Below are 13,530 nucleotides of genomic sequence, written 5' to 3' on the forward strand. Positions count from 1 at the left end.
CGCCCATCTGCAACGGATGGGCGAAATTTCCTTCTGATTCTCGTCGCCTTTCACTTTCCCCACTACACTTTCACTGTTGCGTCTGGCTTTTGGGGCTGGAGGTGTATCAGGCGACCGTTCATGCAAACCGCACAAACGATCATTAAAAACTATCGCCGAAAACGCGTTATCGTCTGCGTGACGGTTGCGCTCCTTACGCTCATCCTGACGTTGGGCATTCGATTTATTTCACAGCGCAATGTTAATCAACAACGCATTGTCGATTTCGCCAGCCATACCGTTCGCTCACTTGAAAACGTCCTGCTTTCCCTGGATAACCGCCGACCGGAGTTGTTGGATCTTGTCGGCCAGCCGTGCCCGCAGGCACATCTGACTCTGCGTAAGCAGGCCGCCATTTTACAGACCGTCCGCTCGATTACCCTGATTAAAGAGGGGATCCTCTACTGCTCCAGTATTTTTGGCAGTCGCGCCGTCCCGGTTCATGAATTATTTCCCGAACTGCCGTCAGGTCTGCCAAAACTGATTTTATCGACCGATAAGTGGCTGCTTAAAGGCAGCCCTATTCTTATCCAGTGGCACCCGACGTCACAACGCGGTGAAGAGGGGGTGATGGAGGTGATCAATATCGATCTCATCACCAGAATGATCCTTGAGCCGCCCCGCCCGCTTATCACTGACGTGGCGTTAACCGTGGGAGATCGCTCTTTACGCTACGGTCAAGGTATTACCGACGCGCTGAAGTTTAATGAGGCTGACTCGCGAATAGAGGAAGTCTCTACACGCTTTCCATTTACCATCACGGTCAGTGGGCCGGGTCCTGGCGCGCTGGCACTTAAAAGCCTGCCGGCACAGCTGCCGCTGGGGTTAATGCTGAGCCTGGTTCTGGGGTATCTGGCCTGGCTGGCCACAGCAAACCGGATGAGCTTCACGTGGGAAATCGATATGGGGATTGCGGCGCGGGAATTTGAGCTGTTCTGTCAGCCGCTTGTGAATGCCCGTACGCAGGAGTGTATCGGCGTGGAAATTCTTCTGCGCTGGAACAACCCGCGTCAGGGTTGGATCACCCCGGAAGTGTTCATCCCCCTGGCAGAAGAACATAACCTGATTGTTCCCCTGACCCGCTACGTGATTGCCGAGACGGTTCGCCAGATAGGCTACTTCCCCTCCCACCCGGGCTTTCACATCGGTATTAACGTGGCGGCCAGCCACTTCCGTCACGCCGTGCTACTTCAGGATTTGAACCGTTACTGGTTCAGTGCAAACCCGAGCCAGCGGCTGGTTATCGAACTTACCGAGCGTGACGCGCTGGTCGATGCAGATTATCGCATCGTGCGCGAGCTGCATCGCAAAGGGGTCAAACTGGCTATCGACGATTTTGGTACCGGGAACAGTTCGCTCTCCTGGCTTGAAAAGCTTCATCCTGACGTACTGAAAATCGACCAGTCCTTTACCACCGCCATTGGAACCGATGCCGTGAACTCAACGGTGACAGATATCATTATTGCGCTGGGTCAGCGGCTGAATATTGAGCTGGTTGCGGAAGGGGTCGAAACGGAGGAGCAGGCGCGCTACTTACGCCGACACGGTGTTCATACTCTGCAGGGGTATTTCTATGCGCGGCCGATGCCGCTGCGGGATTTTCCACAATGGCTGGCGGAGAGTTCACCTCCGCCAGCGCATCATAACGGGCACATCGTGCCCTTAATGCCGTTGCGTTAAGAAGCGTTACTCATCTTCGTCGTGCACGGATTGCTCTTTAACAATACGCACCATATCAACGCGATAGTCGTTGGCTTCAACAATGGTAATGCTCAGCGGGGGCAGTTCGATCACATCCCCCACGCGCGGGATCTGCCCGTTTACGGCGATGACCAGACCGGCCACAGTGGCAATGTCTTCTTCATCGTTGACCACGTTTTCCAGCCCCAGCGTATGCGAAAGCGCGTGCAGGTCAGTGGTACCTTTCACCAGCCAGCCTTCACCATCGGCCACGATTTCCGGTGTTTCGTCCTCATCCGGGAATTCACCGGCAATGGCTTCAAGCACGTCCAGCGGCGTGACCAGCCCCTGCACCACACCGAACTCGTTGGTGACAATCACGAAGCTGCCGCGGGCACGGCGCAGAACGCCAAGCAGGTTGATGGGGTCCAGCGTTTCCGGTACCACGATAGCCGGTGAGGCGGCGGCGATGGCTTCGACGTCAACGCCCTCTTCCAGCGCGACCAGCATCTCTTTGGCACGCACGACACCGATGATCTCATCCAGCTCACCACGACACACCGGGAACAGGCTGTGCGGTGAAGAGAGCAGCTGCTGACGAATTTCATCAACGCTCAACCGGGAATCAACCCAGCTGATCTCGCCGCGCGGGGTCATGATGCCGCGCAGTGAACGGGAGGCCAGGGAGAGAACGCCGTTAATCATATAACGCTCTTCTTCCACAAATGCCCCTTCCGGCACCGGAACCGGGTTACGGTTCTCGGTGTCACTCTGCACATTCACCTGACGGCGACCGCCCATCAGGCGCAGGATGGCATCCGCCGTACGGGCACGCAGCGGCTGATTGGACTGCTGCTTAATAAAGTTACGGCGTGCAATCTGGTTAAACAGTTCGATCAGGATCGAGAAGCCGATCGCGGCATACAGATAACCTTTCGGAATATGGAAACCGAAACCTTCCGCAACGAGGCTCAGACCGATCATCAGCAGGAAGCTCAGACACAGCACCACGACCGTCGGATGTTGGTTCACAAAGCGGGTCAGCGGTTTAGACGCCAGCAGCATAACCGCCATGGCGATAACCACCGCCGCCATCATCACCGGGAGATGGTTCACCATACCCACCGCTGTGATCACCGCATCAAGCGAGAAGACAGCATCCAGCACCACGATCTGCAGCACCACAACCCAGAAGCTGGCATAGCCTTTGCCATGACCATCGTCGTGCTGACGGTTCTCCAGCCGCTCGTGCAGCTCTGTCGTTGCTTTAAAGAGCAGGAATATCCCCCCGAGCAGCATGATCAAATCGCGGCCAGAGAAGGTGAAATCCATGACGGTAAAGAGCGGTTTTGTCAGGGTGACCATCCACGAGATCACGGACAGCAGCGCCAGACGCATAACCAGCGCCAGCGAGAGGCCGATCAGACGCGCTTTATCACGCTGTTTTGGCGGCAGTTTGTCCGCGAGGATGGCAATAAACACCAGGTTATCAATGCCGAGAACGATCTCCAGCACCACCAGCGTGAGCAATCCCACCCAGATTGACGGGTCCATTAAGAATTCCATGACAAGCTCCTGCTAAAGGAATGACGAAACGGTGCCCCACTCAATGTGGGCAAAACAGCGGTAAACAGAGTCGATACGTGGCGAGGATCGCCGGTGAAAAAGGCGCGAAGTGGCCTGATAGATGACTGACGTCGGTGACGGTCCATATAGTGGGCTGTAGCCCTATACTCCTGATCAATTAAACGGAGGCTAAACATATCAGAGACATTACGTTTTTAGCAAAGATTTACGTTCCTTTGCAAAAACGTGAAAAGGCAGAATTTGTGTTGAGTAATTTCTGATTTTCGAAACCTAAATTACGGATCTTCATCACATAAATTATTTTTTCACTATCTAAAATAATTCGCGTAAGTCTGAGCTTTTTTAACTCTAACCCTTATCTGAATCGATTCGGTTCGCCAATACGATTCTCAGTACGTCTGCCTGGCAGAGGTATTAATGATAATAAAAGGAGGTAGCAAGTGACCATTGCTATTGTCATAGGCACACATGGTTGGGCTGCAGAGCAGCTACTCAAAACAGCAGAGATGCTGTTGGGCGAGCAGGAAAACGTCGGCTGGATCGATTTCGTTCCCGGTGAAAACGCCGAGACGCTGATTGAGAAATACACGGCTCAACTGTCGAAGCTGGATACCAGCAAAGGCGTGCTGTTTCTCGTTGATACATGGGGCGGCAGCCCGTTCAACGCTGCCAGCCGCATTGTCGTCGATAAAGAGCACTATGAAGTTGTCGCCGGGGTCAATATTCCGATGCTGGTGGAAACCTTCATGGCACGCGACGACAATCCGGCTTTTGATGAGCTGGTTGCCCTGGCGGTCGAAACCGGTCGCGAAGGCGTGAAAGCGCTGAAGGCACAGCCGGTTGAGAAACCCGCACCGGCGGCTGCCGCGGCACCGAAAGCCGCTGCCCCCGCAAAACCGATGGGCCCGAACGATTATATGGTGATTGGCCTTGCGCGCATCGATGACCGTTTAATTCACGGCCAGGTGGCAACGCGCTGGACCAAAGAGACCAACGTTCAACGTATTATCGTGGTCAGCGACGAAGTGGCCGCCGACACGGTGCGTAAAACCCTCCTCACCCAGGTTGCTCCTCCGGGCGTTACCGCGCACGTGGTGGATGTCGCCAAGATGATCCGCGTCTATAACAACCCGAAATATGCCGGTGAACGTGTGATGCTTCTGTTCACTAACCCGACAGACGTCGAGCGCATTGTTGAAGGCGGCGTGAAAATCACCTCCGTGAACATTGGTGGTATGGCTTTCCGTCAGGGCAAAACGCAGGTCAACAACGCGATTTCAGTCGATGCGAAGGATATCGAGGCATTTAACAAGTTGAATGCTCGCGGTATTGAACTGGAAGCCCGTAAGGTTTCCACGGACCCGAAACTGAAAATGATGGATTTGATCGGCAAAGTTGGGAAATAAGCCCGCGCCGGTTTTTCACATAAAGATTATGCAATAGGAGAAGTACAATGGAGATTACCACTCTTCAGATTGTGCTGGTGTTCATCGTCGCGTGTATTGCGGGTATGGAATCCGTACTTGATGAATTTCAGTTCCACCGCCCTCTGGTGGCCTGTACGTTGATTGGCGCCGTTCTCGGTGATATGAAAACCGGTATCATCATCGGTGGTACCCTGGAAATGATCGCCCTTGGCTGGATGAACATCGGTGCGGCGGTTGCGCCCGATGCCGCGCTGGCGTCCATTATTTCAACCGTGTTGGTCATTGCCGGTCATCAAAGCATCGGTGCCGGTATCGCTCTGGCAATTCCGCTGGCTGCCGCAGGCCAGGTACTGACCATTATCGTTCGTACTATCACCGTGGCTTTCCAGCACGCGGCGGATAAGGCGGCCGAAAACGGCAACCTTACGGCGCTCTCCTGGATCCACGTCTCGTCCCTGTTCCTGCAGGCGATGCGTATCGCTATTCCTGCCGTTATCGTCGCTATCTCCGTAGGCACCAGCGAAGTTCAGGGCATGCTCAACGCCATCCCTGAAGTGGTCACCAGCGGTCTGAACATCGCCGGTGGTATGATCGTGGTGGTTGGTTATGCGATGGTCATCAACATGATGCGCGCAGGCTACCTGATGCCATTCTTCTACCTGGGCTTCGTAACCGCGGCGTTCACCAACTTCAACCTGGTTGCTCTCGGTGTGATTGGTGCGGTAATGGCAATTCTCTACATCCAGCTCAGCCCGAAATATAACCGCGTTGCGGGTGCCCCAGCGCAGGCTGCTGGTAATAACGATCTCGATAACGAACTGGACTAACAGGTGAGCGAAATGGTTGATATGACTAAAACTACCCCTGAGAAGAAACTCACTCCGGGTGATATTCGTGGCGTGTTCATCCGTTCTAACCTGTTTCAGGGTTCATGGAACTTCGAACGTATGCAGGCCCTGGGCTTCTGCTTCTCCATGGTACCGGCAATCAAACGCCTCTACCCGGAGAACAACGAAGCACGTCGCCAGGCGATTAAGCGTCACCTGGAATTCTTTAACACCCATCCTTACGTAGCGGCACCGGTACTGGGCGTTACCCTGGCGATGGAAGAGCAGCGTGCAAACGGCGCAGAGATCGACGATGGTGCCATCAACGGTATTAAAGTCGGTCTGATGGGTCCGCTGGCAGGCGTAGGTGACCCGATCTTCTGGGGTACCGTTCGTCCGGTCTTTGCAGCGCTGGGCGCGGGTATCGCGATGAGCGGCAGCCTGCTCGGTCCGCTGCTGTTCTTCATCCTCTTCAATGCGGTGCGTCTGCTGACCCGTTACTACGGCGTGGCGTATGGTTACCGTAAAGGGGTGGATATCGTTAAAGATATGGGCGGCGGCTTCCTGCAAAAACTGACAGAGGGGGCGTCAATCCTCGGCCTGTTTGTGATGGGGGCGCTGGTTAACAAGTGGACGCACGTGAACATCCCGCTGGTGGTTTCAACCATCACCGGACAGGATGGGCAAACCCGTGTGACCACCGTGCAGACCATCCTTGACCAGTTGATGCCTGGCCTGGTGCCGCTGCTGTTGACCTTCGCCTGTATGTGGCTGCTGCGTAAGAAAGTGAACCCGCTGTGGATCATCGTTGGCTTCTTCGTCATCGGTATCGCGGGCTACGCTGTTGGTCTGTTGGGCCTGTAAAGCTTTATGTTATACGCCGGGGGCTTGCCCCCGGTTTTTTTATCTGGAGGATGAATGACTGTCACGGACACCGTACTGGTTTTGTTTATTGTTGCCCTTCTGGCTTACGCGATCTATGACGAGTTCATTATGCCTCGCCGCCACGGCGAGACGCTGCTGACCCTTCCCCTCTTACGCCGTGGACGCATTGATGCGTTTATCTTCGCCGGTCTGGTGGTCATCCTGATTTACAATAACGTGACCAGCCATGGTGCAATATTAACCACATGGTTATTATGTGCGCTGGCATTAATGGCGATTTACCTGTTCTGGATCCGTTCGCCAAAACTCATTTTTAAAAAACACGGGTTCTTCTTTGCCAATGTCTGGATAGAATATAACCGCATTAAAGAGATGAATTTATCTGAAGACGGGGTGCTGGTGATGCAATTAGAACAGCGCCGCCTGCTCATTCGGGTCAAAAATATAGATGACCTGGAAAAGATATACAAATTACTCATTAAAACTCAATAAGTTATATTTATAGCATCGGCTATATTCCGTGTTAACGTTGCTCACGAAATATAGCCATAGCTATATTCCATTCTTTTTATCCTTCCTATTTTTTAACGCTATTTTTACGAATAAATCTAAATGAAAATCGTTATCAACAAGATAATAAAATAATACCCCCGCTGTTGTTGTTTTATATTCTCAAAATATGTTAAGGTTGCGCCCGTCGTTGGGGAGTAGCTAATTTCCTGTACTCAGGAGATGTACGTGTCAACATACTCGTTGAAAAACGTGGCGCGTACGGATCGTTTTCTGCACATCATTGTGCGACGGTCAGGCGAGACCATAGATACATCAACTGCTGTTTACTGGGGGCAGTGATGTGTCATATGGATATCTCCCGGTCTGGACGCTTGTATGAACATCTCCGCCACCATTCTTCTCGCTTTCGGCATGTCCATGGATGCTTTTGCTGCTTCCATCGGAAAAGGTGCCACACTCCATAAACCAAAATTTTCTGAAGCGCTGCGCACAGGTCTGATTTTCGGTGCTATCGAAACCCTGACGCCGCTTATTGGCTGGGGCCTGGGTATGCTGGCCAGCCAGTTTGTACTGGAGTGGAACCACTGGATTGCGTTTGTGCTGCTGGTGTTTCTCGGCGGACGAATGGTGATTGAAGGATTCCGTGGCAACAGCGATGAAGATGAAGAGCCTCAGCACCGCCACGGTTTCTGGCTGCTGGTCACCACCGCAATTGCCACCAGCCTTGACGCGATGGCCGTCGGTGTTGGTCTGGCCTTTCTGCAGGTGAATATCATTGCCACCGCGCTGGCCATTGGTTGCGCCACACTGATTATGTCCACCCTGGGTATGATGGTTGGCCGTTTTATCGGCCCGCTGCTGGGTAAGCGAGCCGAGATCCTGGGCGGGATCGTGTTAATCGGTATTGGTGCCCAGATACTCTGGGCACACTTCGCGGGTTAACCTTCGCGCTGCCAGCAGTGGATGCTGAAATCCGTCTGGCAGCGAAACGTGGCCTGTGCAGCCAGCGTCTCCCGGACAGCCGGTTTTGCCCGCCAGGCAAACGGGGTCATTTGCAGTAACGCCACGGCTTCATCCCCTTTCAAATCCATCTCATACGCTACTGTTTCTTCCTGCCTGAGCACAAAACCAGCCAGTTGTTCTGAATGGGGAGCATGCAGGCGAACCTCGTCATAAATCAGCCCTTTCAGCTCCATCAGATGACGTGGTCCTGGCGTGACGGTTATCACCCACCCGCCGGGTTTTACCACCCGAGCCAGCTCTTCTGCCTTACAGGGAGCATAAATACGCACAACGGCATCCATGCTGGCATCTTCAAACGGCAGCCGGTGGCTTGAGGCCACGCAGAACATCACCCCCGCGTAGCGTTTTGCCGCTGCGCGAATCGCCGCTTTCGACACGTCCAGACCCGTCGTCTGCGCGCCCTTCCCGGCGGCAATCTCGGCAAACCTTGCGGTGTAATACCCTTCACCACAGCCGATATCCAGCAGAGCGGAGGCACTCTGCGTCAGCGTGTGGTCCAGCAGCTGAGCGACACTCTCTCTTAGCGGCTTGTAATGTCCGGCATCCAGAAAGGCACGTCGCGCCTGCATCATCTCTGCGCTGTCGCCCGGATCGCGGGAGCGTTTATGCTGCACCGGCAGAAGATTCACATACCCCTCTTTCGCCATATCAAACTGATGTCCCTGCGGACACGCATAACTTTTCTCAGAACGCGTCAGGCGCGCGTGACAAAGGGGGCAACTGAAGGGCATGACAACTCCGGGACATAAATCAAAGGGCGAAGTGTACCGCTATTCGCCCCGTTATAAAACGCCAGGGTTAACGCATGACGATAAGGTGGCCGGAATCAGCCGGCAGGCCATCCGGTTTCACGTTCTCAAGGCGCAGCACATTCCCCATGATCTCACTGAAAACGGGCGCTGAAACGGCACCACCATAATAGGCACCGTTCTGCGGATCGTTTATGACTACCACCAGCGCAAAACGCGGGTCGCTGGCAGGCGCAACGCCTGCGGTATAGGCGACATACTTATCGACGTACTTGCCACTGTCATCAATCTTTTTCGCCGTACCGGTTTTGACCGCCACCCGGTAATCCCGTACGGCGGCCTTCACTCCTCCACCGCCCGGAAGCGCCACGCTTTCCATCATGTGTTCCACTTCATGGGCAATCTCTTCTGGCATGACTCTGTGGCCTATCACCGGCGGGTCGATACGGGTGATCGAGAGCGGGCGCTCAAGCCCATACCCGCCAATGGTGGCGTAGACATGGGCCAGCTGAAGGGGCGTCACCATCAGGCCATAGCCGAAGGCAAAGGTTGCCCTGTCGAGTTGACTCCAGAATTTACGCTGCGGCAGTAACCCTGAGCTTTCGCCCGTTAAACCCAGCCCGGTATTGGTGCCAAAGCCAAAGTTCCGGTAGGTATCGATAAGATGCTGGATGGGCATCGCCAGAGAGAGACGGGAAACACCGGTGTCGCTCGATTTTTGCAGGATCCCGGTCATCGTCAGTTCCGGGTAGTAACCCACATCACGGATACGGTGACCGTCAAGGGTATACGGATGGGTATCAATGACGCTGTCCGGTTGCACCAGCCCCTGCTGCAATGCCGTCATCAGAACCAGCGGCTTAACGGTGGAGCCGGGTTCGAAGGTATCGCTAATGGCACGATTACGAAAATCGTTTAACGTTGCACCTTCACGGTTGTTCGGGTTGAAATCGGGATAGCTCGCCATGGCGAGTATTTCCCCTGTGGGGATATTGATCAGGACCGATGCACCCGACTCGGCTTTATTCCAGGCCACCGCATTATCAAGCGCGTCCTCGGTGATGGTTTGCAGCCGCTCGTCAATGCTCAACTGGATATTATGCGCAGGAACGGGCGCCACTTCGGTCAGGTTTTCCACCACGCGTCCATAGCGGTCCTCCCTCACCTGCCGGACCCCGGCCTTCCCCATAAGCTGCGCGTTGAAGCTCTTCTCTACGCCTTCAATCCCCTGACCATCAATATTGGTAAAACCGATAAGGTTTGCGGCCACATGACCTGCCGGATAAAAACGCCGGGACTCATCGCGCAGGTTGATGCCCGGCAAATTGAGTTTATCGATCCACTGCGCCTGAGCAGGATCCACCTGACGGGCAAGGTAAATGAAGCGTCCCTGCGGATTACTGTTAATGCGCGATGCCAGCGTGCTAAGGGAGAGATGCAGCGCACTGGCCAGCGCCTGCCAGCGGTCATCAAACCCAACCCCACCTTTTGCCAGCACCGTTTTGGGGTCGGCCCACACGGCCCTGACGGGCACACTCACCGCCAGCGGACGACCTTCACGGTCCATGATCATGCCACGCGGTGCATCAATCGCCACCTCACGCAGCGATCGCATATCTTCCTGTTTTACCAGATTGTCAGGTTTAATAATCTGCAGCCAGGCAACGCGTCCCAGTAAAAATGCCAGGCTGCAAAAAATAGCAAAACAGAGCAGAGCAAAACGTGCCGGGGTGAAACTGCCGGCACTCGGTATCATTTTCTTCTTCACCTGAACCCCAGGGCTGTTGAACAACGCCCTGATTTAACGGGAAAAGCCGCTGTGGAGGGGGGAAAACAGTGCTAATAATCTCGTAGCTTTGCAACAAGGTACTAACAGAGACAGGGATGGTAATATTTTGAAAGATAAGGCATATAAAAAAGCCCCGCGTTTGCGAGGCTTTATGTCTGAGATTGAAGTGCTACGCGCTTCAGTCAGCAGCGGTTCGATCAGATAGCAGTTACGTTAACTGCAGCTGGGCCTTTCTGGCCGTCCTGAATTTCGAACTCAACGTTCTGGCCTTCAGCCAGAGTTTTGAAGCCGTTACCCTGGATTGCAGAGAAGTGTACGAACACGTCTTTGCTGCCGTCAGCAGGAGTAATGAAACCAAAACCTTTAGACTCGTTGAACCACTTAACTTGACCTTTAATCTTTGCCATTTGCAAAATTCCTTAGAGTGTTTTCTTAGCCCGCAGGCATTGACTGAGATAAAACTGAGACATTACTGCTTGAGGCACTAATATAAGGTTCGGCAGAGAAGCGGTATTCAACGACAACGTGTTTACTCAGGACTTCTTTACTGAAAATGCCACACATAAACAGAACTGTACCTCGTTTGACCCAAAACGGGTTATCACACACTATGTTTAATATGGCAAGCCATTTTTAAACATGTCTCGATCCGCCGCACAAATTCGAACACAGCCTGTAAGGATTTGCACATTTATGCTTACCGCATACAAACCAGTCCTCGTCCTTATACAGACTCAACGTTGCTTTCACACCCGCTGTAATCAAAGACTTTTTTAACATAGCTCAATCATTACAATGCGTCCAGCAACCTACGAAAGAAAGCCGGAAACAGTGATTGATTTAGAACATTTTGTGAAAAGTTATGCTCAAATCATTGTAACGCAACTGTATTGTTACAAAGAAAATACACAGCTAATAAGCCCGGCCAAACTGTGTTAAAAATCACCAGATAATAAAAACGTTATGCACCAAAATAATGAAATTTTTATGACTCTGCCTCAAAAGAAGGCAAGCAAAACGTTTCGATAAAAATAAAACATTAGATAGTGGCTTTAATAGCAGAATATATGCAACAAATCATCGCTTCGCTTACAAGGATAAATATTCACCAATTTTCAGTATCCTGAAGGAATTATTAACCGGTGCTAAATTAACAAGCGCGTCAGTTAACTCTCTGACAGGTTCATCCAGTGATTCATCCGCCAGTTCAAACACCCCCCAGTGAATGGGAAAGGCTAAGGGACTCCCCAGCTGCTGCCACAGTGCGACGGCAGATTGCGGATCCATATGGTGTACCGCCATGAACCATCTTGGTGCATAGGCGCCAATGGGCAACGCGGCGGCGTCGATTTTGCCCAATCGTTCCGGGATCAAAAGCAGCTCCGGAGAGTAGCCCGTATCGCCGCTAAACCAGAAACGGCGGTGTCGCCCCTCAAAGACCCAGCCACACCACAGAGAGCGATTGCGGTTCCAGAATGTTCGCATGCTCCAGTGCTGTGCCGGAACGGCGGTCAGGGTTATCCCCTGCCAGGTGATACTCTGCCACCAGTCGAGCTCAACGATGCGCCTTGCTCCCCGGCGGCGAAACCACTGTGCAAGTCCTAACGGCACGAAGAAACTGACATCGGGAAAGCGCTTCAGGATACGGCGAATGGTCGCGTCATCAAGGTGATCGTAATGATTGTGAGAGATAACCACTGCATCAAGCTGCGTGAGTTGTTCCACAGAGAGAGCGGGAGGCGTTCTGCGCAGGGGCCCCAGGAACGGTACGGGAGAGGCGCGTCGGGAAAACACCGGGTCGGTGAGAAGAGTATTGCCGTCCATTTGCAGCAGCATACTCGCATGCCCCAGCCACCATACCCCATCTTCATGAGGTTGATTAAGCGACACGGGCTGCCACCACTGGCGGATAAAGTCGTCATAACCGAGCGCAGGAGGTTTGGGCAAACCGGCTTCTTTACGCGCTTTACGCCAGCGCTCAAGGTCGCCGGGCTGATGCCCAACGGGACAGGTATTCTGAAAACCGTTCGGTGTGTGATGCTTCAGGGAGGCGTCATACCAGGGATTTTTCCAGACCACAACCACCTCCCAGGCCAGAAAGATTAACGCTCTGCCACCAGACGGATAAATTCGTCTTTGTCGTCGTTCTCTTCAGCAGCCTCTTTCGCCGTTTCTTTCTCTTCCGGTTCGTTAGCCTCACACAGACGGCGTAACAGCGCATTCTGACGCTTTTGCTGATCGAGCAGCGCTTCCAGCAGTTCGATCTGCTCGTTCGTCCGGGAGCTCGCACGGTTTACGAAAAACCAGATGACAAGTCCCACCAGCAAAACAACGACAGAAACCATCAGGGATGCCATATTCAGCAGCCCTGAATTCAGTAACTCACCCATTTCACCACCTCAATAAAAACACGCATTTTACCACTGGCGCGAAGGAAGGAAATCACCTTAAGAAAAAATGCCTGTTACCACGGAATAAACTTATTGATTGCGCAAACGCCGCTAAAAAACTGTACATCCTGATCGCACATCACATTGATCGTCTGCGTCCACAACACCACGCATGCAATCAGCACGATAACCAGAATTACCCAGCGTATTTTTTTCACTCCACACTCCGTCTTAACACCTGTTGCATACAGGTTATCACGGTTATCTTAAACAAGGACTAACTGTAACGCCTGTAAGCCCTTTTCAGAATCATGCACTTGTTTCATAGAGTAAACCGTTTAGTCTTGAGGCATGACAACAAAGATAAAGAGGCAATGATGCATTTAATCATTCGAACAATTATTGCACTGGCCGTAGTATGGATTGGCCTTTTATTAACCGGATATGGCGTGCTTGTGGGGAGCACCGAAAACGCAGCTGGATTAGGTATCCAGTGTAAATACCTGACCGCCCAGGGAATGAGCACCGCCCAGTACCTGCATTCTGATAGCGGGATCATCGGGTTAACCAACTGCCCGGTTCTGCGTAAAACTTCTGTCGTCATTGATAACGGTTAATTAC

Annotated in this window: 15 protein-coding genes and 1 pseudogene; 7 read left to right on the forward strand and 9 right to left on the reverse strand. The window is 52.9% G+C overall.

What is annotated here, in order from left to right; translation table 11 throughout:
• Window positions 1-120 precede the first annotated feature (120 nt).
• Window positions 121-1,719 carry an EAL domain-containing protein gene (locus VF709_RS01250; protein ID WP_440230698.1) on the forward strand — a complete coding sequence of 533 codons (1,599 nt, stop codon included), beginning with the start codon at window positions 121-123 and terminating at the stop codon, window positions 1,717-1,719.
• 6 nt (window positions 1,720-1,725) lie between these two features.
• Here VF709_RS01250 and yoaE read toward each other — a convergent pair whose 3' ends face one another.
• Window positions 1,726-3,285 (reverse strand): CNNM family cation transport protein YoaE, encoded by a 1,560-nt coding sequence (yoaE, locus tag VF709_RS01255; protein WP_013096133.1) that lies wholly within the window; start codon window positions 3,283-3,285, stop codon window positions 1,726-1,728.
• Window positions 3,273-3,482: a protein YoaL gene (locus VF709_RS01260; RefSeq protein WP_071843273.1), complete on the reverse strand. Its 210-nt coding sequence runs from the start codon at window positions 3,480-3,482 to the stop codon at window positions 3,273-3,275. Before VF709_RS01260 ends, yoaE begins: the two co-directional genes overlap by 13 nt.
• 264 nt (window positions 3,483-3,746) lie before the next feature.
• On the opposite strand from VF709_RS01260, the gene manX reads away from it, so the two are divergent.
• The 5 genes from manX (at window position 3,747) to mntP (ending at window position 7,900) form a co-directional block, all read left to right on the forward strand.
• Window positions 3,747-4,712 (forward strand): PTS mannose transporter subunit IIAB, encoded by a 966-nt coding sequence (manX, locus tag VF709_RS01265; RefSeq protein ID WP_038419895.1) that lies wholly within the window; start codon window positions 3,747-3,749, stop codon window positions 4,710-4,712.
• Between the two features lie 47 nt (window positions 4,713-4,759).
• Complete coding sequence (manY, locus tag VF709_RS01270) at window positions 4,760-5,560, forward strand: PTS mannose transporter subunit IIC (RefSeq protein ID WP_003859914.1); 801 nt, start codon at window positions 4,760-4,762, stop codon at window positions 5,558-5,560.
• Window positions 5,561-5,572: 12 nt separating this feature from the next.
• Window positions 5,573-6,424 carry a PTS mannose transporter subunit IID gene (locus VF709_RS01275; protein WP_006175979.1) on the forward strand — a complete coding sequence of 284 codons (852 nt, stop codon included), beginning with the start codon at window positions 5,573-5,575 and terminating at the stop codon, window positions 6,422-6,424.
• 54 nt (window positions 6,425-6,478) lie between these two features.
• Window positions 6,479-6,937, forward strand: coding sequence for a DUF986 family protein (locus VF709_RS01280; protein WP_013096131.1), 459 nt, complete (start codon window positions 6,479-6,481; stop codon window positions 6,935-6,937).
• 396 nt (window positions 6,938-7,333) lie between these two features.
• Complete coding sequence (gene mntP, locus VF709_RS01285; protein WP_013096130.1) at window positions 7,334-7,900, forward strand: manganese efflux pump MntP; 567 nt, start codon at window positions 7,334-7,336, stop codon at window positions 7,898-7,900.
• Here the strand turns inward: mntP and rlmA are convergent.
• The 7 genes and pseudogenes from rlmA to mgrB all read right to left on the reverse strand — a co-directional run bounded on the left by rlmA (window position 7,897) and on the right by mgrB (window position 13,127).
• Window positions 7,897-8,712 (reverse strand): 23S rRNA (guanine(745)-N(1))-methyltransferase, encoded by an 816-nt coding sequence (gene rlmA, locus VF709_RS01290; protein ID WP_013096129.1) that lies wholly within the window; start codon window positions 8,710-8,712, stop codon window positions 7,897-7,899. The two genes, mntP and rlmA, sit on opposite strands and share 4 nt — an antisense overlap.
• A gap of 67 nt (window positions 8,713-8,779) precedes the next feature.
• Window positions 8,780-10,486 carry a peptidoglycan glycosyltransferase FtsI gene (ftsI, locus tag VF709_RS01295; protein ID WP_072193823.1) on the reverse strand — a complete coding sequence of 569 codons (1,707 nt, stop codon included), beginning with the start codon at window positions 10,484-10,486 and terminating at the stop codon, window positions 8,780-8,782.
• 230 nt (window positions 10,487-10,716) lie between these two features.
• Complete coding sequence (gene cspE, locus VF709_RS01300) at window positions 10,717-10,926, reverse strand: transcription antiterminator/RNA stability regulator CspE (RefSeq protein WP_001062678.1); 210 nt, start codon at window positions 10,924-10,926, stop codon at window positions 10,717-10,719.
• A gap of 12 nt (window positions 10,927-10,938) precedes the next feature.
• Window positions 10,939-11,083: pseudogene (locus tag VF709_RS01305) on the reverse strand (DUF2627 domain-containing protein).
• A gap of 525 nt (window positions 11,084-11,608) precedes the next feature.
• Window positions 11,609-12,598, reverse strand: a complete 990-nt coding sequence (locus VF709_RS01310; protein WP_013096126.1) for an MBL fold metallo-hydrolase — start codon at window positions 12,596-12,598, stop codon at window positions 11,609-11,611.
• Between the two features lie 23 nt (window positions 12,599-12,621).
• A complete protein-coding gene (locus VF709_RS01315) occupies window positions 12,622-12,909 on the reverse strand; it encodes a YebO family protein (protein ID WP_020690832.1) in 288 nt (95 codons plus the stop codon).
• Between the two features lie 74 nt (window positions 12,910-12,983).
• Window positions 12,984-13,127, reverse strand: coding sequence for a PhoP/PhoQ regulator MgrB (gene mgrB / locus VF709_RS01320; RefSeq protein WP_013096124.1), 144 nt, complete (start codon window positions 13,125-13,127; stop codon window positions 12,984-12,986).
• A 159-nt stretch (window positions 13,128-13,286) separates the two neighbouring features.
• Here mgrB and VF709_RS01325 point away from each other — a divergent pair, with 159 nt between their 5' ends.
• Complete coding sequence (locus tag VF709_RS01325) at window positions 13,287-13,526, forward strand: YobH family protein (RefSeq protein ID WP_013096123.1); 240 nt, start codon at window positions 13,287-13,289, stop codon at window positions 13,524-13,526.
• Window positions 13,527-13,530 lie beyond the last annotated feature (4 nt).

Source organism: Enterobacter sp. Lyrl_3 (genome assembly GCF_051948675.1).
GTDB classification, from domain to species: Bacteria; Pseudomonadota; Gammaproteobacteria; order Enterobacterales; family Enterobacteriaceae; genus Enterobacter; species Enterobacter cloacae.

Excerpts from the sequence above, each read along its gene's own strand:
- VF709_RS01250 (WP_440230698.1), top strand. The coding sequence starts at position 121 with ATGCAAACCGCACAAACGATCATTAAAAACTATCGCCGAAAACGCGTT.
- yoaE (WP_013096133.1), bottom strand. The coding sequence starts at position 3,285 with ATGGAATTCTTAATGGACCCGTCAATCTGGGTGGGATTGCTCACGCTG.
- VF709_RS01260 (WP_071843273.1), bottom strand. The coding sequence starts at position 3,482 with ATGTTTAGCCTCCGTTTAATTGATCAGGAGTATAGGGCTACAGCCCAC.
- manY (WP_003859914.1), top strand. The coding sequence starts at position 4,760 with ATGGAGATTACCACTCTTCAGATTGTGCTGGTGTTCATCGTCGCGTGT.
- VF709_RS01275 (WP_006175979.1), top strand. The coding sequence starts at position 5,573 with ATGGTTGATATGACTAAAACTACCCCTGAGAAGAAACTCACTCCGGGT.
- VF709_RS01280 (WP_013096131.1), top strand. The coding sequence starts at position 6,479 with ATGACTGTCACGGACACCGTACTGGTTTTGTTTATTGTTGCCCTTCTG.
- mntP (WP_013096130.1), top strand. The coding sequence starts at position 7,334 with ATGAACATCTCCGCCACCATTCTTCTCGCTTTCGGCATGTCCATGGAT.
- rlmA (WP_013096129.1), bottom strand. The coding sequence starts at position 8,712 with ATGCCCTTCAGTTGCCCCCTTTGTCACGCGCGCCTGACGCGTTCTGAG.
- ftsI (WP_072193823.1), bottom strand. The coding sequence starts at position 10,486 with ATGATACCGAGTGCCGGCAGTTTCACCCCGGCACGTTTTGCTCTGCTC.
- cspE (WP_001062678.1), bottom strand. The coding sequence starts at position 10,926 with ATGGCAAAGATTAAAGGTCAAGTTAAGTGGTTCAACGAGTCTAAAGGT.
- VF709_RS01315 (WP_020690832.1), bottom strand. The coding sequence starts at position 12,909 with ATGGGTGAGTTACTGAATTCAGGGCTGCTGAATATGGCATCCCTGATG.
- VF709_RS01325 (WP_013096123.1), top strand. The coding sequence starts at position 13,287 with ATGCATTTAATCATTCGAACAATTATTGCACTGGCCGTAGTATGGATT.